At 72.7% G+C, this 21515-nt stretch carries 18 protein-coding genes and 1 riboswitch; of the genes, 9 read left to right on the plus strand and 9 right to left on the minus strand.

Annotation, left to right across the window (positions count from 1 at the left end; genetic code table 11):
- Positions 1–100 precede the first annotated feature (100 nt).
- From ACFRIC_RS28195 to ACFRIC_RS28205, 3 genes are all read right to left on the minus strand, one after another.
- Positions 101–901, minus strand: a complete 801-nt coding sequence (locus ACFRIC_RS28195; RefSeq protein WP_382791128.1) for an enhanced serine sensitivity protein SseB C-terminal domain-containing protein — start codon at positions 899–901, stop codon at positions 101–103.
- Positions 902–1128: 227 nt separating this feature from the next.
- Entirely contained in the window at positions 1129–1902 is a 774-nt protein-coding gene (locus ACFRIC_RS28200) for an enhanced serine sensitivity protein SseB (protein ID WP_382791131.1), read from the minus strand.
- Between the two features lie 63 nt (positions 1903–1965).
- Positions 1966–2634: an AAA family ATPase gene (locus ACFRIC_RS28205; protein ID WP_382791134.1), complete on the minus strand. Its 669-nt coding sequence runs from the start codon at positions 2632–2634 to the stop codon at positions 1966–1968.
- A 175-nt stretch (positions 2635–2809) separates the two neighbouring features.
- Positions 2810–2906: riboswitch (glycine riboswitch) on the plus strand.
- 145 nt (positions 2907–3051) lie between these two features.
- On the opposite strand from ACFRIC_RS28205, the gene gcvT reads away from it, so the two are divergent.
- The 4 genes from gcvT to ACFRIC_RS28225 all read left to right on the plus strand — a co-directional run bounded on the left by gcvT (position 3052) and on the right by ACFRIC_RS28225 (position 7532).
- Entirely contained in the window at positions 3052–4170 is a 1119-nt protein-coding gene (gene gcvT / locus ACFRIC_RS28210; protein WP_382791137.1) for a glycine cleavage system aminomethyltransferase GcvT, read from the plus strand.
- Positions 4171–4352: 182 nt separating this feature from the next.
- Positions 4353–4730, plus strand: a complete 378-nt coding sequence (gcvH, locus tag ACFRIC_RS28215) for a glycine cleavage system protein GcvH (protein WP_382791140.1) — start codon at positions 4353–4355, stop codon at positions 4728–4730.
- A gap of 11 nt (positions 4731–4741) precedes the next feature.
- Positions 4742–6001, plus strand: coding sequence for a serine hydroxymethyltransferase (gene glyA / locus ACFRIC_RS28220; protein ID WP_382791144.1), 1260 nt, complete (start codon positions 4742–4744; stop codon positions 5999–6001).
- A gap of 163 nt (positions 6002–6164) precedes the next feature.
- Positions 6165–7532 (plus strand): L-serine ammonia-lyase, encoded by a 1368-nt coding sequence (locus ACFRIC_RS28225; protein WP_382791147.1) that lies wholly within the window; start codon positions 6165–6167, stop codon positions 7530–7532.
- 52 nt (positions 7533–7584) lie between these two features.
- Here ACFRIC_RS28225 and ACFRIC_RS28230 read toward each other — a convergent pair whose 3' ends face one another.
- The 6 genes from ACFRIC_RS28230 to ACFRIC_RS28255 form a co-directional block, all read right to left on the minus strand.
- The gene (locus ACFRIC_RS28230) at positions 7585–8814 is read right to left on the minus strand and encodes a hypothetical protein (protein WP_382791149.1); all 1230 of its coding nucleotides are present in this window, start codon (positions 8812–8814) and stop codon (positions 7585–7587) included.
- Positions 8811–9860 carry an aspartate-semialdehyde dehydrogenase gene (locus ACFRIC_RS28235; protein ID WP_382791152.1) on the minus strand — a complete coding sequence of 350 codons (1050 nt, stop codon included), beginning with the start codon at positions 9858–9860 and terminating at the stop codon, positions 8811–8813. The genes ACFRIC_RS28230 and ACFRIC_RS28235 overlap by 4 nt, the downstream gene beginning before the upstream one ends.
- A 29-nt stretch (positions 9861–9889) precedes the next feature.
- Entirely contained in the window at positions 9890–10864 is a 975-nt protein-coding gene (locus tag ACFRIC_RS28240; protein ID WP_382791154.1) for a GlxA family transcriptional regulator, read from the minus strand.
- Positions 10865–10984: 120 nt separating this feature from the next.
- Entirely contained in the window at positions 10985–11461 is a 477-nt protein-coding gene (locus tag ACFRIC_RS28245; RefSeq protein WP_382791157.1) for a response regulator transcription factor, read from the minus strand.
- 87 nt (positions 11462–11548) lie between these two features.
- Positions 11549–13006: an aldehyde dehydrogenase family protein gene (locus tag ACFRIC_RS28250; RefSeq protein ID WP_382791160.1), complete on the minus strand. Its 1458-nt coding sequence runs from the start codon at positions 13004–13006 to the stop codon at positions 11549–11551.
- Between the two features lie 45 nt (positions 13007–13051).
- Positions 13052–14332: a hydroxyacid-oxoacid transhydrogenase gene (locus ACFRIC_RS28255; RefSeq protein ID WP_382791162.1), complete on the minus strand. Its 1281-nt coding sequence runs from the start codon at positions 14330–14332 to the stop codon at positions 13052–13054.
- Between the two features lie 396 nt (positions 14333–14728).
- Between ACFRIC_RS28255 and ACFRIC_RS28260 the strand changes: the two genes are divergently transcribed.
- The 5 genes from ACFRIC_RS28260 to ACFRIC_RS28280 all read left to right on the plus strand — a co-directional run bounded on the left by ACFRIC_RS28260 (position 14729) and on the right by ACFRIC_RS28280 (position 21101).
- Positions 14729–16024, plus strand: a complete 1296-nt coding sequence (locus ACFRIC_RS28260) for an ATP-grasp domain-containing protein (RefSeq protein ID WP_382791165.1) — start codon at positions 14729–14731, stop codon at positions 16022–16024.
- A 1-nt stretch (position 16025) separates the two neighbouring features.
- A complete protein-coding gene (locus ACFRIC_RS28265; RefSeq protein ID WP_382791168.1) occupies positions 16026–17288 on the plus strand; it encodes an ATP-grasp domain-containing protein in 1263 nt (420 codons plus the stop codon).
- A complete protein-coding gene (locus ACFRIC_RS28270; RefSeq protein WP_382791171.1) occupies positions 17285–18604 on the plus strand; it encodes an MFS transporter in 1320 nt (439 codons plus the stop codon). The genes ACFRIC_RS28265 and ACFRIC_RS28270 overlap by 4 nt, the downstream gene beginning before the upstream one ends.
- Positions 18605–18729: 125 nt before the next feature.
- A complete protein-coding gene (locus ACFRIC_RS28275; RefSeq protein WP_382791173.1) occupies positions 18730–20088 on the plus strand; it encodes a dipeptidase in 1359 nt (452 codons plus the stop codon).
- Positions 20085–21101 (plus strand): class I SAM-dependent methyltransferase, encoded by a 1017-nt coding sequence (locus ACFRIC_RS28280; RefSeq protein ID WP_382791176.1) that lies wholly within the window; start codon positions 20085–20087, stop codon positions 21099–21101. Before ACFRIC_RS28275 ends, ACFRIC_RS28280 begins: the two co-directional genes overlap by 4 nt.
- Positions 21102–21515: the final 414 nt, after the last annotated feature.

The following is a 21515-nucleotide window of genomic DNA, read 5'->3' on the forward strand; positions in this document are numbered from 1 at the left end:
TCAGCAGTATGGAACGCACGCCTCGTGAAGGCCGTGTGCAGAATCATGATGCCAGTCGTTCTCGCACTGGCATCCGACAGGTCCGGGATTCGGGACGCCCTCAGTAGCCGCCGCGGGCAGGCGGATAGCCGTAACCACCCGCGGTCGGCGCCTGCGCCGGAGCGCCGTGCGCCTCACGGTCGTAGAACGGGCGTGCGTTCGCACGCAGCCACATCGCCACCGGGTCGAACTCGTCCGACATCGCGACGGTGGACACGGGCAGGCCGTCCGGAACCGCGCCGATGGACTGCTGCATCATCGCCCGCACCGAGTCGACGGCGGGCGGCGAGGTGTCGTACACGTCCAGGCCGATGGCCAGATACGGCGCCCCGACCGTGGGTTGGACCCAGGCCCGGCGCAACGACCGTACGGCCGGGGTCAGATGGGCGTTCTGCGTGAGCAGGGCGTAGAACTGCGGGATCTCGATGGCCGGTTCGGACAGCCGCAGCGGGCCCGCGGGCTGGCGCTCCAGGCCCGTGGCGATCCGGCGCAGATCCAGCCACGGGATGCCGAGGCCGCCGTTCGGGGCGTGCGGGTTGAGCCACAGGCCGAAGTGGTCCGGGTACAGGGTGCGGGCGACGTCCAGCCCGTCCACGACCTCGTAACTGCGGTTCCAGCCACTGGCCGAGAGCTCCTGCGCGGAGGTGACGCAGGGCGCGTAACCGAAGCCGTCCACCTGCATGTTCCCGTACTGGGCGTCCGGGGAGCCGGCCTGGCCGTGCCACAGCAGCATCCACACCTGGCCGGACGACGGGGTCGCGAGCGCGCGAAGGAGCGCCTCGTAGGCGTCGTAACGCCCGGGAGTCACCTGGCGCAGCATGTGCTCGACCTGCCCGGCCGCGGCCGTGCCCGACGCGCTCACCCTCAACCGCCCCTTCGCGAACAATTCACGACGAACTCATCCCTTACGCCCGAGGTACCGGTCACCGGCATGCGTCAACACCTCGACCAGGCCATGAAACCAGCTTATGCGGCGATCGCGCTCCGCCGGGGGAAGCAGTCGAGAGCCGGGAACCGCCACGCGGGGCGGCCCGGGGCCCCACGCGGCGGGTGTGCGGCCCCTCGGGGCACCCCCGCGGGCCGCTCCGTTCAGTGACCGTGCTGGTAGAAGGGCCGCACCTGCGCCCGCATCCAGTCACCGACCGGGTCCTGCGCCACGTCGAGGAGAACCAGGTTCACCGCGATGTTCACCGGAACCCGGCCGAGGGCGCGGCCCAGGGCGTCCAGGGGCAGGGCGCGCGCGTCGCCCTCCCACGCCGCGAGTTCGACGCCGATGAACATCACCGGCTCGTCGCCCTCGATGCTGGCCAGACAGCGCCGCGCGCTCAGGACGACACCGGTCGCGGCGAACTCCGCCGAGGCCGCGGCGAGGAAGTCCATCGGATCGTCCTGCCAGTCGGGCTCGAAGAGCCGCACACGGCCCCCGCTCGCCGACCCGTCCAGCTCGGTCCGCCCGGCCCGGCACAGCTCGGCCACGGCCGGCGGCGGCAGCGGCACGCCGACCACGCCGTCCGGGTTCACCACGATGCCGGCCTGCGGGGGCAGTCCGCGGGCGAACTCCACGGCGGGCGCGATCGTGAACGACATGTGACCGCCGACGACCTGGCGGAACTGCTCCTCGGAGCTGAAGACGGGGACGTAGACCTGGCCGCCGATGTCCATCGTGGGCAGATCGAGCGGACCGCTCTGCGGGCCGCCGCCGTTGGGCAGCGGCACCCACACGAAGCTGCGGCCGAGCACCTCGACGATGCGGGCGGCCGCCGAGGGGCCGGGCACGCCGAGGGCGGAGGACAACACCTCCTCCAGCTCGTTGCCGGGCCAGCCGCCGTGCGGATGGGGGTGCGCCTGTGCCGGAAAGTCCATCTGTCTACCGTCCGCTTCGAACCGTTGTTCCGGCTGGAAAGGTTAGTGGGCCGCCGCGGCCGGTCAGTGGCCGAAGTCGATCCTGTGCAGCACGTCCGCCGCGTCGCGGTCGATCAGCACCGCCGAGCCGCACCCCTCGGGCAGGTCTCCCCGCTCGGCGGAGCGCAGCAGCCGGGCGACCCCGCCGCGGTGCCGGGCGAAGGCGTAGCGCGAGACGCCCCGGCCGCGCTCGCGCTGGCCGGCCAGCGCGGCGGCGGGCGTGACGTCGAGCAGCAGCAGGTGCAGCGCCCCGCCGCGGCGCCGGGCCTCGCGGGCGAGCCAGCGGCGCACCCAGGCCTGTGTACCGCAGTCGTGCACGACGACCCCGCCGCCCCCGCGCAGGGCGCGGCGCAGGCCCGCGTAGTGCGCGAGGCGGACGAGGGGGCGGTAGAGCGCGTACGGCAGCAGCCCGGACATCCGGCCGTCCCAGCGGTCGCGGGTGTCCTGGGAGTCGACGCGCGCGCCCCGCACGGCCCGCCGCATCAGCGTCGACTTGCCGCTGCCCGGCAGCCCGCTGACCACCACCACGTCGTGCGTCCCGAAGCGCAGACCGTGCGGACTGTGCCCGACCCGGTCACGGAGGTCCCGCACGACGGCCGCGGGACGCCCGCCCCGCGCCTCGCGGGCCGGTGCGCCGGGCTGCTCGGGCAGTGCGAGACCCGAGGTCGTCGCGTACGCCCTGGTCCTGTTCACCGTGACCGTCCTCCCCTTCGGTGTGGAGTCCCATCCCCGTCAAGTGTAAAGAGAAGGTAATGCCCGGTGCTTCCCCATTTCATGCGCGGACTGCCACAGCACGGTCACAGATGGCGGGCTGCCGTGATCCGACAGCGCGTGCGATGATGGCCGCGCCAACTGCATACCGGCCGCTTGAATCCGCGCGGGAGAGTCCTGGGTACGTGTGCCCGGGCGCCGAAGGAGCAAGTCCCTCCCTTGAATCTCTCAGGCACCGTTACCGCGCGGGCGAGGCACATCTGAAAAGCGGGCCGCTCCGTCGGCTCCACCCAAGGTGCAAGTCAGGACCACCGTTTCGTGGGGTCTTGATGAACCTCTCAGGTTCCGATGACAGATGGGGAGGAACGACCTCGCCGTCATGCCCTGGGAGCCAGACCGATGAGCAGCAACGCACCCCGTCACACCGCGCTCGATGCCCTGCATCGTTCGCTCGGCGCGACCATGACCGACTTCGCGGGCTGGGACATGCCCCTGCGCTACGGCTCGGAGCGCGACGAGCACCTCGCCGTCCGCACGAAGGCCGGACTCTTCGACCTCTCCCACATGGGCGAGATCACCGTCACCGGACCGCAGGCGGCGGCCCTCCTGAACCACGCGCTGGTCGGCAACATCGCCACCGTCGGCGTCGGCCGCGCCCGCTACACCATGATCTGCCAGGAGGACGGCGGCATCCTGGACGACCTGATCGTCTACCGCCTGGCCGAGCACGAGTACATGGTCGTGGCCAACGCCTCCAACGCCCAGGTGGTGCTGGACGCCCTCACCGAGCGCGCCGCCGGTTTCGACGCCGTGGTGCGCGACGACCGTGACGCGTACGCGCTGATCGCCGTGCAGGGCCCCGAGTCCCCCGGCATCCTCAAGGCGGTCACCGACGCCGACCTCGACGGCCTGAAGTACTACGCGGGACTGCCGGGCACCGTGGCCGGCGTCCCGGCCCTGATCGCCCGCACCGGCTACACCGGCGAGGACGGCTTCGAGCTGTTCGTCGCCCCCGCCGACGCCGAGAAGGTGTGGCAGGCGCTCACCGACGCGGGCACCCCGGCCGGTCTCGTCCCCTGCGGTCTGTCCTGCCGCGACACGCTGCGCCTGGAGGCGGGCATGCCGCTGTACGGGCACGAGCTGACCACCTCGCTGACCCCCTTCGACGCCGGCCTCGGCCGGGTCGTGAAGTTCGAGAAGGACGGCGACTTCGTGGGCCGCGCGGCTCTGGAGCAGGCCGCCGCCCGCGCCGAGCAGAACCCGCCGCGGATCCTCGTCGGCCTGGTCGCCGAGGGCCGCCGGGTGCCGCGCGCCGGGTACGCGGTCGTGGCCGACGGCCAGGTGATCGGCGAGATCACCTCCGGCGCCCCCTCCCCCACGCTGGGCAAGCCGATCGCGATGGCGTACGTCGACGCCGCGCACGCCGCGCCGGGCACCGGTGGTGTGGGCGTGGACATCCGGGGCAGCCACGAACCGTACGAGGTCGTGGCGCTGCCGTTCTACAAGCGCCAGAAGTGACACTGGCCCGCACGGGCCGGACATGACACGGACGCCTTCCGGGCGCCGCCCCCGGCGGACGCCCCCGAGGCGCCGGCACCGGCGGGCGCCCGCCGGGTGCCGGACGTGACCCTGGGCACATCGGCCCGGTCACCCACGCTTCCCTCCATCAGCACTCCACCGCGTACAGGAGAATTCAGGTCATGAGCAACCCCCAGACGCTGCGTTACAGCAAGGAGCACGAGTGGCTGTCGGTCGCCGAGGACGGCGTCGCGACGGTCGGCATCACCGAGTTCGCGGCCAACGCGCTCGGCGACGTCGTCTACGCCCAGCTCCCGGAGGTCGGTGACACGGTGGCCGCGGGCGAGTCCTGCGGCGAGCTGGAGTCGACCAAGTCGGTCAGCGACCTGTACTCCCCGGTGAACGGCGAGGTCGTCGAGGCCAACCAGGACGTCGTGGACGACCCGGCCCTGGTGAACTCCGCGCCCTTCGAGGGCGGCTGGCTGTTCAAGGTCCGCGTCGCCGGCGAGCCCGAGGACCTGATGTCCGCCGACGAGTACACCGCGTTCACCGCCGGCTGAGGAGTCACCGCATGTCTCTCATGAACACCCCCCTGCACGAGCTCGACCCCGACGTCGCCGCCGCCGTCGACGCCGAGCTGCACCGCCAGCAGTCCACGCTGGAGATGATCGCCTCGGAGAACTTCGCTCCGGTCGCGGTCATGGAGGCCCAGGGCTCGGTCCTGACCAACAAGTACGCCGAGGGCTACCCGGGCCGCCGCTACTACGGCGGCTGCGAGCACGTCGACGTGGCCGAGCAGATCGCCATCGACCGGGTCAAGGACCTGTTCGGCGCCGAGTACGCCAACGTCCAGCCCCACTCGGGCGCGTCCGCCAACCAGGCCGCGCTGTTCGCGCTGGCCCAGCCCGGCGACACCATCCTCGGCCTGGACCTTGCGCACGGCGGCCACCTGACCCACGGGATGCGGCTGAACTTCTCCGGCAAGCAGTTCAACGTGGTCGCGTACCACGTGGACGAGGCCGGCCTGGTCGACATGGCCGAGGTCGAGCGGCTCGCCAAGGAGCACCGCCCGAAGGTCATCATCGCGGGCTGGTCCGCCTACCCGCGTCAGCTCGACTTCGCCGAGTTCCGCCGCATCGCGGACGAGGCCGGCGCCTTCCTGTGGGTCGACATGGCCCACTTCGCGGGTCTGGTCGCGGCGGGTCTGCACCCGAACCCGGTCCCGTACGCGGACGTGGTCACCTCCACCACGCACAAGACGCTCGGCGGCCCCCGCGGCGGCATCATCCTCGCGAAGAAGGACTTCGCGAAGAAGCTGAACTCCTCGGTCTTCCCGGGCTTCCAGGGCGGTCCGCTGGAGCACGTGATCGCGGCCAAGGCCGTCTCCTTCAAGGTCGCCGCCTCGGACGACTTCAAGGAGCGCCAGCAGCGGACGCTCGACGGCGCGCGCATCCTGGCGGAGCGTCTCGTCCAGGACGACGTGAAGGCCGTCGGCGTGGACGTCCTGTCCGGGGGCACGGACGTGCACCTGGTCCTGGTGGACCTGCGCAACTCCGCGCTGGACGGACAGCAGGCCGAGGACCGCCTCCACGAGGTCGGCATCACGGTCAACCGCAACGCCATCCCGAACGACCCGCGCCCGCCGATGGTCACCTCGGGCCTGCGCATCGGCACGCCCGCCCTCGCCACCCGCGGCTTCACGGCCGAGGACTTCACCGAGGTCGCGGACGTCATCGCCGAGACGCTGAAGCCGTCGTACGACGTGGACGCGCTGAAGGCCCGGGTGTCCGCTCTGGCCGACAAGCACCCGTTGTACCCCGGCCTGAAGTAGTTCCGCAGGGTTTCTGTCCTGCGTTTTCACCCCGTACGGTTGTTTTCGTACGGACATCCGGGGCACCGCGCACACTGGAAGCAGAGCGCGGTGCCCCGTTCCATGCAGTCCCGCACCACCTCTGCCGGACAACGGCGTCCGGCGAAACCAGCAAGGAGTTCCCGTGGCCATCTCGGTCTTCGACCTGTTCTCGATCGGCATCGGCCCGTCCAGCTCCCACACGGTGGGCCCGATGCGCGCCGCGCGCATGTTCGCGCGGCGGCTGCGCAACGAGGACCTGCTGGCCCCGGTCGCCTCGATACGCGCCGAGCTGTACGGCTCCCTGGGAGCGACCGGCCACGGCCACGGCACCCCCAAGGCGGTGCTGCTCGGTCTGGAGGGCGCCTCGCCCCGGACGGTGGACGTGGAGGGCGCCGACGAGCGGGTCGAGAAGATCAAGAGCTCGGGCCGGATCCGGCTGCTCGGCGAGCACGAGATCCCCTTCTCCTTCGACGACGACCTGATCCTGCATCGCCGCAAGGCCCTGCCGTACCACGCCAACGGCATGACGATCTTCGCGTACGACGCCTCGGGCGGCCTCGTCCTGGAGAAGACGTACTACTCGGTGGGCGGCGGCTTCGTCGTCGACGAGGACGCGGTGGGCGAGGACCGCATCAAGCTCGACGACACGGTCCTGAAGTACCCGTTCCGCACGGGTGACGAGCTGCTGCGGCTCACGAAGGAGACCGGTCTGTCGATCTCCGCCCTGATGCTGGAGAACGAGCGGGCCTGGCGCACCGAGGAGGAGATCCGCGAGGGGCTTCTCGGGATCTGGCGCGTGATGCAGGCCTGCGTCTCGCGCGGCATGACCCGCGAGGGCATCCTGCCCGGCGGTCTCAAGGTCCGGCGCCGCGCCCCCCTCTCCGCCCGCCAGCTCCGCGCCGAGGGCGACCCGCTGGCCCACGCGATGGAGTGGATCACCCTCTACGCGATGGCGGTCAACGAGGAGAACGCGGCGGGCGGCCGGGTCGTCACCGCCCCCACCAACGGCGCGGCGGGCATCATCCCGGCGGTGCTGCACTACTACATCAACTTCGTGCCGGGCGCCGACGAGGACGGGGTCGTTCGGTTCCTGCTCGCGGCCGGGGCCATCGGCATGCTCTTCAAGGAGAACGCCTCCATCTCGGGCGCCGAGGTCGGCTGCCAGGGCGAGGTCGGCTCGGCCTGCTCCATGGCGGCCGGCGCGCTCGCCGAGGTGCTGGGCGGCAGCCCCGAGCAGGTCGAGAACGCCGCCGAGATCGGCATGGAGCACAACCTCGGCCTGACCTGCGACCCGGTCGGCGGTCTGGTCCAGATCCCCTGCATCGAGCGCAACGGCATGGCCGCTGTGAAGGCCGTCACGGCGGCCCGGATGGCGATGCGCGGTGACGGCTCGCACCTGGTCTCCCTCGACAAGGTCATCAAGACCATGAAGGAGACCGGCGCCGACATGAGCGTGAAGTACAAGGAGACGGCCCGGGGCGGGCTAGCGGTCAACATCATCGAGTGCTGAGCGGGTACGACCCCGAGCGCTGAGCGGGCGGCCCCGCACCGGCCCGCGCCGGTCAGCCGGGGCGCTCGCCCTCCGGCGCGGGGGCGGGAACGGGTGCGGCTCCCGGGCCGACCAGGACGTCGCTGTGCGCGGACCGGGCCTTGGACGGCGGGGGCGCGGCCGGTCGCGGTGCGTCCACGGTGTCCGGGGCGTCCGAGGCGTCCGGGTAGAGCAGGCCGTGGCGTCTGCGGGCCTCGGCGGCGGCCTCCGGTCGCGGCACCACGGTGTGCTCGGCCCGGCCGTCCGCCCGCAGGGTGGTGACCAGGCACAGGCCGTCGAGCAGGCGCGCGGTCCGCAGGTACCGGGCCGCGCCACGCGCTCCGGCCGGCACCGCGAGACACACCGCGTCCGGGGTGTCGAACTCGGTGACCGTCAGGCCCTCGGCCCGCAGCCGTCCCCCCACGGACCGCCGTTCCCGTCCGGACCGGAACGACCACACGTCGCTGTCCTTGAGCACGACGACCGCGGCCGCCGCCGGACCCGCCCCGACGGCCGTCCCGGCCTCCGGAGCGCCGCTCCAGGGAAAGGGGCGGCACAGCAGCCGCACCCCCTCGCGCTCCGCCCAGTCCACGGCGCCCTCGTGGACGACCTTGGCGCCGTGGCGCGACATCCGGCGCACTCCCTCGTAGCTGATCCGGGTCAGGGTGCGCGCCGCCGGCACGAGGTGGGGGTCGGCGGTGCACACCCCGGGCACGTCGGAGAAGAGCTCGCAGGTGTCCGCGCCCAGCGTCGCGGCCGTCGCCACCGCCGAGAGGTCCGAGCTGTTGCGGCCCAGCATGACCGTCCGGCCGGCCGCGTCGACGGCCTGACCGCCGGGGACCACCGCGATCGGGCAGTCGGCCAGGGCCCTGGACAGCGCCTCGGAGCTCGCCGTGACCAGCTCCGCCCGGTCGCCCGGCCCTTCGGCGAGGAGCCCGGTGGCCGCCGCGGGCAGCGGGCAGCCGGGCACGCCCGCGGCGTCGAGCGCGGCGGCGAGCAGGGCGACGCTCACCGTCTCCCCGGCGGTCAGGAGCATCGCCGCGGCCCGGGCGGGCGGATCGGGGGCCAGCGCGTCCAGGGTCTGCTGGAGTCTGCCCGTCGTGCCGGACATCGCGCTCACCACGACGACCACCGGACGCTCCTCCTCGGTCCCGCGACGAGCCGCGTAGCGGGCCACGCGGTGGTAGCCGTCGAGGTCGGCGAAGGCGGAGCCGCCGAACTTCAGCACCAGCGGCCGGGGACCCGGCCCCCGCCGGGCCGTCATCCCAGCCACCCGTTCTTCGCGGCGAGCTCCACGATCTGGAGCGCGTTCAGGGCGGCGCCCACCCACAGGTTGTCGGCGACGACCCAGAGCGCGAGGGCGCGGTCGTCCTCCGGCTCGACGCGGACGCGGCCGACGTGGACCAGCGCCCGGTCCTCGCGGCGGGCGAAGACCGTACGGGGCATGGGGTACGCGGGGCTGTGGGAGCGGCGGTGGACGCGCAGGCCGGGTGTCGCGGCCAGGGCCTCCTCGACCGCCTCGGCGGTGACGGGCTCGCGCAGGGCGATGTGCACGGCCTCGGAGTGGCAGTCGAAGACCGGCACCCGTACCGCGGTGGCGCTCACCCGCAGGTCCGGCAGTCCGAGGATCTTGCGGGGTTCGCGGACGAGTTTGCGTTCCTCGTGCGTGAGGCCGTGTGCGTCCGGGAGCCCGATCTCGGGCACGAGGTTGAAGGCCAGCGGCTGCCCGAAGCGCCCGCCGGGGGCGCCCTGCGCGCCGGGGTCGTCCAGGACGGCCCTGGACTCCTCGGCCAGTTCCCGCAGGCCGCGCACCCCGCCGCCGGAGGCCGCCTGGTAGGTCGCCACCACGACGCCGCGCAGACCGGCCAGTTCGTGCACCGGGTGCAGGGCGCGTACGAGCTGGATGGTCGAGCAGTTGGGGTTGGCGACGAGGCCGCAGGCCGGCCGGTCGTCGAGCGCGGCGGGGTTGACCTGGGGCACCACGAGCGGGACGTCCGGCCGCATCCGGAACGCCGAGCTGTTGTCGACGACCAGCACTCCGGCCGCGGCCAGCTGCTCGGCCTCCCGGCCGCTGACCTCCGCGCCCGCGGAGAAGACGGCGACGTCCAGGCCGCGGGGGTCGAGTTCGTCGAGGGTGACCAGGTCCGCCAGGGGCAGGGACAGGCCCAGTTCTCGGCCCAGGTCCCGGCCGACGCTGCGCGCCGATCCCACGGGCACGACCTGTTCCACGGGCACGATCCCGCCGTCGAGCAGGGCCAGGCACTCCCGGCCCACCGCTCCGGTGGCGCCGACTACCGCGATGCGCAGCATTCCCGTCCTCCTGTCGCCCCGTCCGGGGCTCAGTACGTGGTCGCGTCCGGTGACCGGCCCCGGAAGGCACGCCGGTACGCGTGGGGGGTGGTGCCGAGGAAGTGCACGAACTGGTAGCGCAGGGCGGCCGCGTTGGCGAATCCCGTACGGGCGGCCACGGCCTCCATCGTCTCGTCGGTGTTCTCCAGCAGCCGCTGGGCGCTCAGCACCCGCTGGGCCAGCAGCCACCGGTAGGGCGTGGTCCCGGTCTCGGCCCGGAAGCGGCGGGCGAACGTGCGCGGTGACATGCAGGCGCGGGCGGAGAGCTGCTCGACGCTGATCTCCTGGTCCAGGTTCTGTTCGGCCCAGGTCAGCACCTCGCGCACGCCGTCCTCCCCGTACTGCGCCACCGGCCGTTCGATGTACTGGGCCTGGCCGCCCTCGCGGTGCGGGGGCACGACCATGCGCCGGGCGATGGCGTTGGCGACGTCGCTGCCCTGGAGCTTGCGCACGAGGTGGAGGCAGGCGTCGATCCCGGCGGAGGTGCCGGCCGAGGTGAGGATCGGGTCCTCGTCGACGTACAGCACGCCCGGTTCGACGTGGGCCTTCGGATAGCGCTCGGTGAGTGCCTCGGCGTACCGCCAGTGGGTGGTGCAGCGGCGTCCGTCGAGCAGCCCCGCGGCGCCCAGGACGAAGGCGCCGACGCAGACGCTGACCACCCTGGCCCCGCGGGCCACCGCCTGGCGCAGGGCCTCCAGCAGGGCGGGCGGGAACTCCCGGGTGTGGAAGTCGTCCCCCACCGGTATCGCGATGAGGTCGGCCTCCTCCAGCCGGTCGAGGCCGTAGGGCGTGCTGATGGTGAATCCGGGCACCGCCCGCACCGACGGGGATTCCGCGGCGACGAGCGCGAAGTCGTAGGCGGGCAGCCCCTCTTCGCGGCGGTCGATCCCGAATACCTCACACACGACACCCAGCTCGAAGGGGTGGACGTTGTCGAGCAGGACCGCGGCTACGTTTTTCAGCATGTTTTCCAATGTGGCAGTAATACATGGTGTTCTGACAGTCCCTCCGCTGTCGCATGGCCGGATCAGCCCTCATACTCACGGCATGGACCCGGAAGCGCGTCGGGATTCACTCGTCGGCGCTCATGGGTGGGACACATCGTCGACAGGCTGGCCGATGGACACGATCCCGCTGCGGATACCCATGACGACGGCTTGCGTCCGATCGGACGCGCCGACCTTCATGAAGACCGCGGACAAATGGTTCTTCACCGTTTTCTCGGATATGCCGAGTGCCTTCGCCACACGCCGATTCGAATTCCCCTGGGAGATGAGCACGAGAATCTGACGTTCGCGGGCCGTCAGCACGGCGAGGGCCTGTCCCGCCCCGGCCGCCTCCGCGGAGGGCGGCGCGGCAGGGGCGCCGCGGCGGCCGTCGGCCCGTAGGTCCTCGATGAGCTGTTCCTGGGCCTCGAGGGCGTCCCGTGCCTCGCCCAGGGCCTTGTGCACCTTGGCGACGCCCTCGGCCAAGGCCGTCACGGGCTGGGCCGGTGCCCCGCAGACCGCGCAGCACTGCCGGGTCCCCAGTTCCTCGACCGACCCGCGCACAACAGGCGACATCAGATGAACTCCCTCCACCGAGGTGAATGACCGGACCGCTCTTCTCCGTAGGGCCGAAATCGTGCGAAGGAAACCGGGGGCGCCGGGTCAGGAAGGAAGCTGCGCGTGGATCGCCACCGTCTTGCACCGCGTGTATTCACGCAGCGCCTCCAGTCCCTTCTCCACTCCGATTCCCGAACGCCGGTGGCCGCCGAACGGCAGCTCGACGCCCCCGGCCGCGCTGTAGTTGTTCACGAACACCTGGCCCACCCTGAGCCGCCCGGCGAGCCAGTGGGCACGGGTCACGTCGGACGTCCACACTCCGGCGGCCAGTCCGTACGTGGTGTGTTCCGCGAGGGCGACCGCTTCCTCCAGCGAGTCGAAGACCGAGACGCACAGGACGGGACCGAATATCTCCTCGTTGAACACCCGGTGTTCCGGGGTGACCTCGTCGAGGATGGTGGGCTCCACGAAGAACCCGTCGGCGTACGCCTTCCCCCGGGGAACCCCGCCGCCCGTGCGCAGGACGGCGTCGCGCCGGCCCCCGTCCAGGTGGCCGAGCACCCGCTCGCGCTGTCTCGCGGAGATGAGCGGCCCCATGTCGGGATCGGCCGCTCCCGGCCCGATGGTCAGGGCGCGGAACCGTTCGACGAGCGCGTCCACCAGTTCGCGGTGGACGGACCGGTGCACGAGCAGCCGGCTGCCGGCCGAGCAGTTCTGCCCCGCGTGCTCGGTGATCGACTCCACGATCTGCGGCACCGCGCGTCCGGCGTCGAAGTCGGGGAGCACGAGGTGCGGGGACTTCCCCCCGAGCTCCAGGGTGACCGGCACGATGCTGCGCGCCGCCGCGGTCATGACGGCTTCGCCGACCTCCCGCGAGCCGGTGAAGGCCAGCCGGTCCAGGCCCGGATGCGCGGCGAGTGCGGCGCCGGCCTCCGTCCCGAGACCGGGTACGACGTTCAGGGCGCCCGCCGGAAGTCCCGCCTCCTCGACGAGCTCCGCGAGCCTGAGCGAGGTCAGCGGAGCGTCCTCGGCGGGCTTGAGGACACAGCAGTTCCCGGTCGCGAGGGCGGGTGCGAGGGTCCTGGCCGCGATCTGGAGCGGGTAGTTCCAGGGGATGATGTGCCCGCACACTCCGTAGGGTTCGCGCAGGGTGAAGGCGGGCCGGTCCGGCCGGTGCTGGATGGTCTCGCCGCCGAGGCTCTCCACGGCGTTGGCGTAGAACTCGAAGTAGCGGGCGGCGATGTCGGCGTCGGCGAGCGACTGGCGCAGCGGCTTGCCGGTGTCGAGCGTCTCCAGCGCCGCGAGTTCGGCACGCCGGGCGCGCAGCACCTCCGCGATGCGGTGGCAGACACGGGAGCGCTCGACCGGCGTCGCGAACCGCCAGAGGGTCTCGTGGGTGTGCCGGGCCGCTTCCACCGCCGCCCCGATCTCGGCCGGGCCGCAGCGGGCGACGCGGGCCACGGTGCGGGCGTCCGACGGATCGAGGATGTCGATCCACCGGTCCGTGGGAACCTGCTTGCCCGCGATGACGGCCGGGTGTTCCGGTATCGATGCATCACTCACGGGTGCATCCAGCTCCTTGGCGTGGGGGCGCACTTCTTCGGTGGTTCAGTGGGTCATCGATGCGGCGATGACCCGTTCGAGATCACGTGCGGCGACGTCGCGCGGGCAGCACACCAGCAGCCGCCGCTGTTTGCGGGCGCCCTCGACGAGGCCGGGGAGGTCCTTGGCCGAGTAGCCGAAGTCCCGCAGCCCGGTGGGTCCTCCGGTGTCCGCGACGATGCTCAGGAGCGTGGCCGGCAGCACGTCCGAACCGTTCGCCTCCGTCACCCCGTCGAGGTTCGCGCCGAGCAACTCGGCCGCGCGCAGATGGCGTTCGGGAGAGGTCGGGTAGGTGAACTCGAAGGCCGCGGCCGCGGTGGAGACGACGGCCGCCCCGTGCGGCACCATGGCGTGGTCGACCTCGTACCCGTCGGGCCGGTAGTCGCGGACCATGCCCGCCACGGGGTAGGCGCAGGCGTGCGGGATGTGGGTGCCCGCGTTGCCGAATCCCATCCCGGCGAAGCTCGCGGCCCGGCTCATTCCCGTACGGGCCTCCAGGTCGTCGGGGTTGAGCACGGCGCGCCGCAGAAAGCGGCCGACCAGTTCCAGCGCCTGCTCCGCCCATACGTCGCTGATCGGGTTGGCGCCGATGTACAGCGGCCGGTCGGCGGGTGTGGGGTACGGGGGGCGCCGGTCGTAGGCGCGGGCCGTGTACGACTCGCAGGCGTGGGTCAGGACGTCGTAGCCCGAGGAGGCGGTGACGGCCGGGGGCAGCGTCAGGGTGTTGGCCGGGTCGACGAGCGCCAGGGACGGCATCAGCCGCAGGTCGCTGATGCCCGTCTTCACGTTCAGGTCCGTCACCCCGAGGGCGACCATGGCGGTGCACTCGCTGCCGCTGCCTGCGGTGGTGGGCACGGCCACCAGGGGCTTGAGCGGGCCCGGGATCGGGGCTCCGGCGCCGATCGGGGCGTTCAGGTAGTCGCGTACCGGCCGGCCGGGGTGGGTGAGCAGCAGGTTCAGCATCTTGGCGGTGTCGATCGAGCTGCCGCCGCCGAGCCCGACGTAGCCGTCCACGTGGAGGCCTTCGAGCTCCCGGGCCGCGTCGGCGACGCTCGTGTCGGTGGGTTCGACCCGGGCCCGGTCGAAGAGCGTGACCGAGATCCCTTCCTGCTCGATCCCCTTGGCGACGCGGGCCGGCAGGCCGAGCCCGGCGAGGACGGGATCGGTCACCAGCAGGACCGAGGCGACACCCGCCCGGCGCAGTTCGTGTCCGAGGTCCCCGGTGGCGCCGACACCGAATTTCAGCGGTGGAGCCTGCCAGGCGATTAATCGTTCATGCTCCGGCATCCCGCCGCCCCACCCGAGCGATTCCACAGTCCGTCCCCGCCTTCATCGACTTGACTCGGAATTCCGGCCGAGAAAATGACATGACGAACGGGGACGCGCACCCAGACGTCTCGGCCGACCCGGCGAATCGACGTCACCTTCACACAGAATTTCGACCAGGCGTGGGCCACAGTAGCCAGTCGGCCTGAGTCCCGCCATAGGTCCCTTGCCCTATGACAGAAACGGCTCAATCACTACCACCGGCACATATCGGAAGTCAGCGGATCAACACCCCGGTCCGCGCCCCGGCACGGGTCCGTCCCGACGCCGGCCCCGAGGCGCCGCTGGCAGGAAATCGTGGTTGCGTGTCAGTTCCGCCACTGTCGCCGGAGGCGTCCCGGCCAGCAGAGTTGAGTCATGAAGTCCACTGGGCGGCGGTACGTGATCGTCGTAGACGGCTACCACATCAGGGACGGCGACGACCGGGGCTTCGCCAGCGCCTTCCGGGCCCGGGGCGTGCTGCCGGTCACCGTCATGAGCACCCCACAGCCACTGGCGAAATTCGTCAAGAAGAACATCTGGTACCCCGACGACTTCGAGGCCGTGCATTATTTCGACGGCGACTTCGAGGCAATGGCAAAGATTGTGGAATCCTATGACCCGGTGGGGATCGTCACCGGCAACGAGAGCGGTGTCGAATTCGCCGCCCGGCTCGTGGAACGTCTGATGCCACAGTTCCAGAACGTTCCCGGCAGCGCCAAATACCAGCGGCACAAAGGGGAGATGGCGCTCGCCCTGGAGCGCGCCGGAGTGGCCGGTCCGCGCACCCTGTCGACGGCCGACCCCGCCGAGGCCGCCGCCTGGATCGGGTCGAGCGGTCTCGCCGGCCGGCCGCTCATCCTGAAGCCGCCGCACAGCGCGGGGACCGACAACGTGCACTTCGTGCCGGCCGGCGGCGAGTGGCGCGGCCACTTCGACCACATCCTCGGCCAGGTCAACGGGTTCGAACTGCGCAACGACACCGTCATCGTGCAGGAGTTCCTGGAGGGACCCGAGTACATCGTCGACCTGTACTCGGTGGACGGGCGGCACGGCCTGGTCGACACCTGCGTCTACGCCAAGCACGACCGGGGCCCGCGCTACGGCATCTACGACGTCGCCGACTTCCTGGCCCCCGACCACCCCGACGTGGCGGTCCTCGCTCCCTACGTGATGCGCGCGGCCGACGCCGTCGGCATCCGCAACGGCTCCACGCACGCCGAGGCGATCATGACGCCGGAGGGCCCGCGCCTGGTGGAGCTGGCCGCCCGCTACTCGGGGAGCTGCATGATGATCTCCGGGTCACTGGCCACCGGCGACAACCAGATCGAGCGCACCGTACGGCACGTCCTCGACGGGGAGTTCGTGCCGTCGTTCGAGCTCGTCAAGGAGGTCCGCACCCTCTGGCTCTGCTCGGACCTGGCCGGACCGGTGCACCACATGGAGATCCTCGAGGCGATCGCGGACCTGCCCACCACCCACTCCATGTCGATCCCGGCCGAGGGCCGGGACATGCCGCTCACCAACGACGTGACCACCAGCCTGGGCTGGGTCATCCAGGGCGCCGACGACTGGGACGCCATCGAGAAGGACTCGGCCCGCATCCGGGAGCTGGAACGGACGTGGAACGCGGCCCGCGCCGACGACGCGGCCGGCGATGGGAGGACCGCCTGACATGCCGGGCCAGTCGTTCGGGACCCACGTACCCCACCTCCTGCTCATCTGTCCCCGCCACGACGTCCTGGGCAAGTTCGTCGGCCTGCCGGTCGCCCTCACCGTGGTCCACCGCCCCGGCGGCGACCGGGAGCTGGAGGAATCCCTCGCCCTCCAGGTCGTCGACGCCGACTTCACCGACCCCGACGCCCTGCTCGCCGTCGCCCGCGAGGTGCACGCCCGGCGCCCCGTGGACGCGGTGCTCGGGCTCACCGAGCTCTCGCTGCGCCCGGCCAGCGTCGTGGCCGAGGCACTGGGCGCCCGCGGCAACACCCCCGCCACGCTCGCCCTGACCCAGGACAAGGCGGCCATGCGCGCGCACCTGCGGGACAGGGGCCTGGGGACGGTGGCCCACCGGGTGTGCGCCGGCATCGACGAGGCCCGCGAACTGCTCCGCCGCTGTCCGGCCGGAGTGATCCTCAAGCCGGTCGACGGCAACGGCGGCACCGGCGTCCATCTCGTGCGCACGGAAGAGGAGCTGGCCCCGGCGTGGGCCTGGACCAGCGGTGCCCGCACCGGTTTCGCCTGGCCGCAGGGCGAGTCGGCGTCCAGGGTGCTGGCCGAGGAGTTCCTGACCGGCCAGGAGTTCAGCGTCGAGTCGCTGTCCGCCGCCGGACGCCACCAGGTCCTCGCGGTCACCCGCAAACACACCTCGGGTGCCCCGCACTTCGTGGAGACCGGCCACGACCTGCCCGCTCCGCTGCCGCCCGACCGGCACCGGACCGTCGTGGACGCGGCGCTGAAGGCCCTGGACGCCGTCGGCTACGCCTGGGGCCCCTGTCACACCGAGGTGATGCTCGCCGAGGACGGCGAGCGCGCCACCGTCGTCGAGATCAACGCCCGGCAGGGCGGCGACCAGATCTGGGAGCTCGTCCACCACGTCACCGGCGTCGACATGCTCCAGGGCGCCGTCCTCGCGCTCGCCCACGGCGTCCTGCCGGGGCCGGCCACGGGCCTCGCGGGCGGCGCCTCGATCCGCTACCTCACCCCCCGGCCCGGATGGGTCACCGAGGTGACGGGCACGGCCGAGGCGCTGGCCATGGAGGGTGTGATCCGGATCGGCGAACTCCCCGCCGTGGGAGCCGAACTGGTCGCGCTCGGCGACTCCTGGAACCGGGCCGGGCACGTCGTCGCCGCCGGCCCCGACCCCAAGACCGCCGCCGACGCGGCCGACGCGGCGGCCGCCCGGATCGTCGTCCGTACCGAGGGGGAGTCCGCCCGATGACCTCCGAGAAGGGAGACGGCGTGACGCTCGCCGGGAACTCCGGGGCGCGGGCGGAGCACACCCCGGGGACGCCGCCCGGCCGTTTCCTGGCCGGACGGGGTCCGGCGTACGTCGTCATCCTCGGCCGCTTCACCACCAACATCGGCTTCTTCATGGTCGTGCCGTTCCTCGCGGTGCACCTGACCAGGGACGAGGGGCTGAGCAGCTTCCAGACCGGACTGCTCTTCGCCGTCATGGAGTTCACCCGGCGCGGGCTCGGCATCCCGTCCGGCTGGGTCAGCGACCGCTTCGGCGCCGCCCGGATCCTGAGCCTCGGGCTCGCCGTCGAGGCGGGCGCGTACGTCGTGTTCACCCTGGCCGGCGGCAGCTTCGCCGTCTGGGGCGCGGCCGTCGCGCTGCTCGGCATCGGCGGCTCCCTCAACAACAACGGCGCGCGCAGCGTCCTCGCCTCCAGCAGGTCCGGCGGGGTCGCGGCCAACCTCAGCCGCTACTACGTGTCGATCAACGGGGCCGCCCTGATCGGCCCGTTGATCGGCACCGCGCTGATGGCGGCGGGCGCGATGAAGGCCGGGTTCCTCATCGCCGCCGCCCTGCACCTGGGGTTCGCCGTGACCTCCGCGGTGCTGCTGCGCGGGCTGCACGCCACGAACGCGGCGCCCATCAGACCCGCCGCCATGGCCGAGGCCCTGCGCGACCGGCCGCTGATGATCTTCTGCTCGCTGGCGGTCGGCGGCTGGTTCCTCATCACCCAGTACCGCGTCGCGCTGCCCCTGACCGTCGTCCACCAGAAACTCGACTCCGACCTGGTCGGCCTGCTCACCGCGGGCAACGCCGTCGTGGTGATGCTGACCGTGTGGCTGATCGGCTCACGCGTCGAGAAGCGCTCCACGGTCGGCCGCCTGGACCTGTTCACGGCGTCCGGGGTCCTGCTCGGCGGCGGCTGGCTGCTGTGCTCGGTCGACGGGATCAGCCCCGTCGTCGCCGCCGTGATCGTCACCTCGATCGGCGAGTCGCTCTTCTGCGGCGTGGTCGACGCGGTCGTCGCGGGCCTGGCGACCGAGGGCCGTACCGGCCTGTATCTGGGCTACTCCACGATGGCCTGGGGTGTCGGCGGCATGCTGGGCGGCTTCGTCGGCGGCGGCTTCGACCTGGCCGCGGGCCATGGCGCGCTGTCGCTGTTCTGGCTGGTCCTGGCCCTCGTGGGGATCGGCTACGGGGCGGGCACCCGCGTGGTGCGCCGCTCGCTCGCCGACGCGGTGGACCGGCGCCGGACCGCCGAGACCGCGCCGGCCGGTCCACCTGCCGCGTCCGGCTGACCGGCCCGCTCCGCCCGGGTCCGGACGCCTCGAACCGGACGCGGCCGCCCGCGTCCGGGCGCCTTCGACGCTCGTACGGGACGACCCGGAACACACCCCCGAACACCGACCGAGAAGGAGGCCGCATGCCGCCCAAGGAGTTACGCGCACAGGTGCGCGAACTGATGGGCCGGGCGCAGGAGGACCTGCGGGACCTGGTCGCGCACCGGTCCGTCGCCGACCCCCGGCAGTATCCGGTGGAGGAGTGCGAGAGCGCCGCGGCGCTGGTCGCGCGGCTGTTCGCCGGCGCCGGCATCCCCGGGACGCGGCTGCTGGACACGCCGGACGGCAGCAAGGCGGTGTACGGCCACCTGCCCGCCGCGCCCGGCTACCCCACCGTCCTCCTCTACACCCACTACGACGTCCAGCCGCCGCTCGACGAACCCGCCTGGACCACCCCGGTGTGGACCCTGACCGAGCGCGCCGACGGCCGCTGGTACGGGCGTGGGGCCGCCGACTGCAAGGGCAACATCGTCATGCAGCTCACCGCGCTGCGGGCGCTCGGCGAACTGGGCCGGCTCGGGGTGGGCGTCAAGGTCATATCCGAGGGCGCCGAGGAGCAGAGCACCGGCGGTCTCGCCACCCTGATCCGGGAGAACCCGAAGCTCCTGTACGCCGACACCGTGCTCGTGTGCGACACGGGCAACTCCGCGGCCGGGCTGCCGACCGCCACCACCGACCTGCGGGGCGTCGTGCACGCCACCGTCACCGTCCGCTCGCTGGCCGGGCCGGTGCACTCGGGGTCGTTCGGCGGCCCCGCCCCCGACCCGCTCAACGCGCTGATCGCGATGCTCGCCACCCTGCACGACGCGGCCGGCAACACGACCGTCGACGGCATCGACAACAGCGGGCGCTGGCAGGGCGCGGAGTACCCGGCCGAGCGCTACCGCCACGACATCGGGGCGCGCGACGGGGTCCGGCTGGTGGGCGACGGCAGCGTGGCCGACATGCTGTGGGCCAGGCCCGCCCTCACCGTCGTCGGCATCGACTGCCCGCCCGTGGTCGGTTCCGCCCCCGCCGTGCTCGGCGAGGTCACCGCCAAGCTCAATCTGCGCATCCCCTACGGAACCGAACCGGACGCCGCCTGGGAGGCGCTGAAGGCGCATCTGGAGCGGGCCGCCCCCTGGCAGGTCGAGGTGGAGACCGTCCGGCTCTCCTCCAGCCGCCCCTTCCGGGCCCGCACCGACGGCCCGGCCTACGCGCTGCTCGCGGAGTCGATGCGGGAGGCGTTCGGACGGGAGCTGACGACGGCGGGGCAGGGCGGCTCGATCCCCACCTGCGACGCGCTGCAGGAGACCTTCCCGGACGCGGAGATCGCGCTGATCGGGGTCGAGGAGCCGCAGTGCCTCATCCACGCGCCCGACGAGAGCGTGGACCCCGGGGAGATCGAACGCATGGCGCTGGCCCTCGCGTTGTTCCTGGAGTCCACGGGAGGGCGGTCGTGACCGGACTGGCGGGACGTCAGGTCACCTTCGGCGAGACGGACATGGCCGATCACCTGGACCGGCTCGGCCGGGCGGCCCCCGATCTGCACGCGTGCGTCGACCCCGTGCGGGCCCGGGCCTGGGCCCGCACGGCCGGGGCCGAGGACTTCAAGGACGACTTCGGCGCGGACGGGGCCGGCGGCCGGGGCTCCTCGTACATCCGCGCGCAGGCCCGCAACCTCACCGCACGCGCGCGGGGCATCCACCATCTGCTCTCCCTGGTGCCGGCCCGGACCGACCGGCGGCCCGCCGTCGTCGTGGACGTGCTCGGCGGAGACGGCCTGGTCCGCAGGGTCGCGGACGCCCGGGGTCTGACCGGCCTGTCCGTGCTGACCTGCGACGCCTCCCCGTACATGGTGCGCGCCGCCTGGGCGGCGGACTGTCCGGCGCTGGTGCAGCGCGCCGACCGGCTGCTCATGCGCGACGGCAGTGTCGACACGGTGCTCGTCGCCTACGGGTCGCACCACATCGCCGCCGAGGACCGGGCCGAACTCGTCCACGAGGCGTACCGGGTGCTGCGGCCCGGCGGGGTCCTGCTGCTGCACGACTTCCTCGTGGGGTCCCCGATGGAGACCTGGTTCCAGGACGTGGTCGACCCGTACTCGCGGACGGGCCACGCCTTCGACCACTTCACCCGGGAGGAGCTGTGGGGCTACCTGACGAAGGCGGGCTTCGAGTCGGGTGAGGTGACCGACATGGCCGACCCGTACGTGGCGACGGCGGCCGCGGCCCGGGAGGCCGAACTGGAACTGGGGCGCTACCTGCTGGACATGTACGGCCTCGCCGCGATCGAGCGGAGGCACGCGGCGGACGCGGCCCGCCACACCGTCGAACTGGCCAGGTCGATCTTCCGCGAGCGGCGCGCCGACGGGTCCGTGGAGACCTTCTCGGCCGCGTACGACCCGTCCGACCGCACCTGGACCTGCACCCTGCCGAGAACGGCCGTCCTCGCGATCGGCCGGAAGTCCCCCTGAGGCGGCCACCCGCACCGGGGCCGGGCCCGGACCGGCACACATCGCCGGTCCGGCCCGGCGCCGGCCGACTCGGCGGCGGGTCGCACAAGGGCGGGCACCCCGCTGCGGTGGCGCGGGCACGGCCGCACGCGCGGCTGGTGCGGGTACGGCGGACGCCCGCGCGGCTGGCGCGGGTCGCCGCCCGGGGGGGCTTGTGCGGGTCGGTGCCCGGAACGGCCACGCCCGGCGCGGTTCGGCGATCGGTGTGCGGCGGGGGCCGGCCAGGGGGCGGGGAGCCTGCCTGGGGCGGGGTGACAGGGCGGCGGGCCCCCCCCCCCCGGGGGGGCGCGGGGGGGGGCGGCGGGGGGCGGGCCCGGCGGGCCCGGGGCCCCCGCGGGGGGGCGGGCGGGGGGCGGGGGCCCGGGGGGGACAGCC

The organism is Streptomyces sp. NPDC056738 (genome assembly GCF_042790435.1).
Taxonomy (GTDB): Bacteria; Actinomycetota; Actinomycetes; order Streptomycetales; family Streptomycetaceae; genus Streptomyces.

What these genes read in the sequence shown, in the direction of transcription:
- ACFRIC_RS28255 (WP_382791162.1), bottom strand. Translation starts at nt 14,332, where the DNA reads ATGCCGGAGCATGAACGATTAATCGCCTGGCAGGCTCCACCGCTGAAA.
- ACFRIC_RS28270 (WP_382791171.1), top strand. Translation starts at nt 17,285, where the DNA reads ATGACCTCCGAGAAGGGAGACGGCGTGACGCTCGCCGGGAACTCCGGG.
- ACFRIC_RS28260 (WP_382791165.1), top strand. Translation starts at nt 14,729, where the DNA reads ATGAAGTCCACTGGGCGGCGGTACGTGATCGTCGTAGACGGCTACCAC.
- ACFRIC_RS28265 (WP_382791168.1), top strand. Translation starts at nt 16,026, where the DNA reads ATGCCGGGCCAGTCGTTCGGGACCCACGTACCCCACCTCCTGCTCATC.
- ACFRIC_RS28240 (WP_382791154.1), bottom strand. Translation starts at nt 10,864, where the DNA reads ATGCTGAAAAACGTAGCCGCGGTCCTGCTCGACAACGTCCACCCCTTC.
- ACFRIC_RS28245 (WP_382791157.1), bottom strand. Translation starts at nt 11,461, where the DNA reads ATGTCGCCTGTTGTGCGCGGGTCGGTCGAGGAACTGGGGACCCGGCAG.
- ACFRIC_RS28235 (WP_382791152.1), bottom strand. Translation starts at nt 9,860, where the DNA reads ATGCTGCGCATCGCGGTAGTCGGCGCCACCGGAGCGGTGGGCCGGGAG.
- gcvH (WP_382791140.1), top strand. Translation starts at nt 4,353, where the DNA reads ATGAGCAACCCCCAGACGCTGCGTTACAGCAAGGAGCACGAGTGGCTG.
- gcvT (WP_382791137.1), top strand. Translation starts at nt 3,052, where the DNA reads ATGAGCAGCAACGCACCCCGTCACACCGCGCTCGATGCCCTGCATCGT.
- ACFRIC_RS28275 (WP_382791173.1), top strand. Translation starts at nt 18,730, where the DNA reads ATGCCGCCCAAGGAGTTACGCGCACAGGTGCGCGAACTGATGGGCCGG.
- ACFRIC_RS28230 (WP_382791149.1), bottom strand. Translation starts at nt 8,814, where the DNA reads ATGACGGCCCGGCGGGGGCCGGGTCCCCGGCCGCTGGTGCTGAAGTTC.
- glyA (WP_382791144.1), top strand. Translation starts at nt 4,742, where the DNA reads ATGTCTCTCATGAACACCCCCCTGCACGAGCTCGACCCCGACGTCGCC.
- ACFRIC_RS28200 (WP_382791131.1), bottom strand. Translation starts at nt 1,902, where the DNA reads ATGGACTTTCCGGCACAGGCGCACCCCCATCCGCACGGCGGCTGGCCC.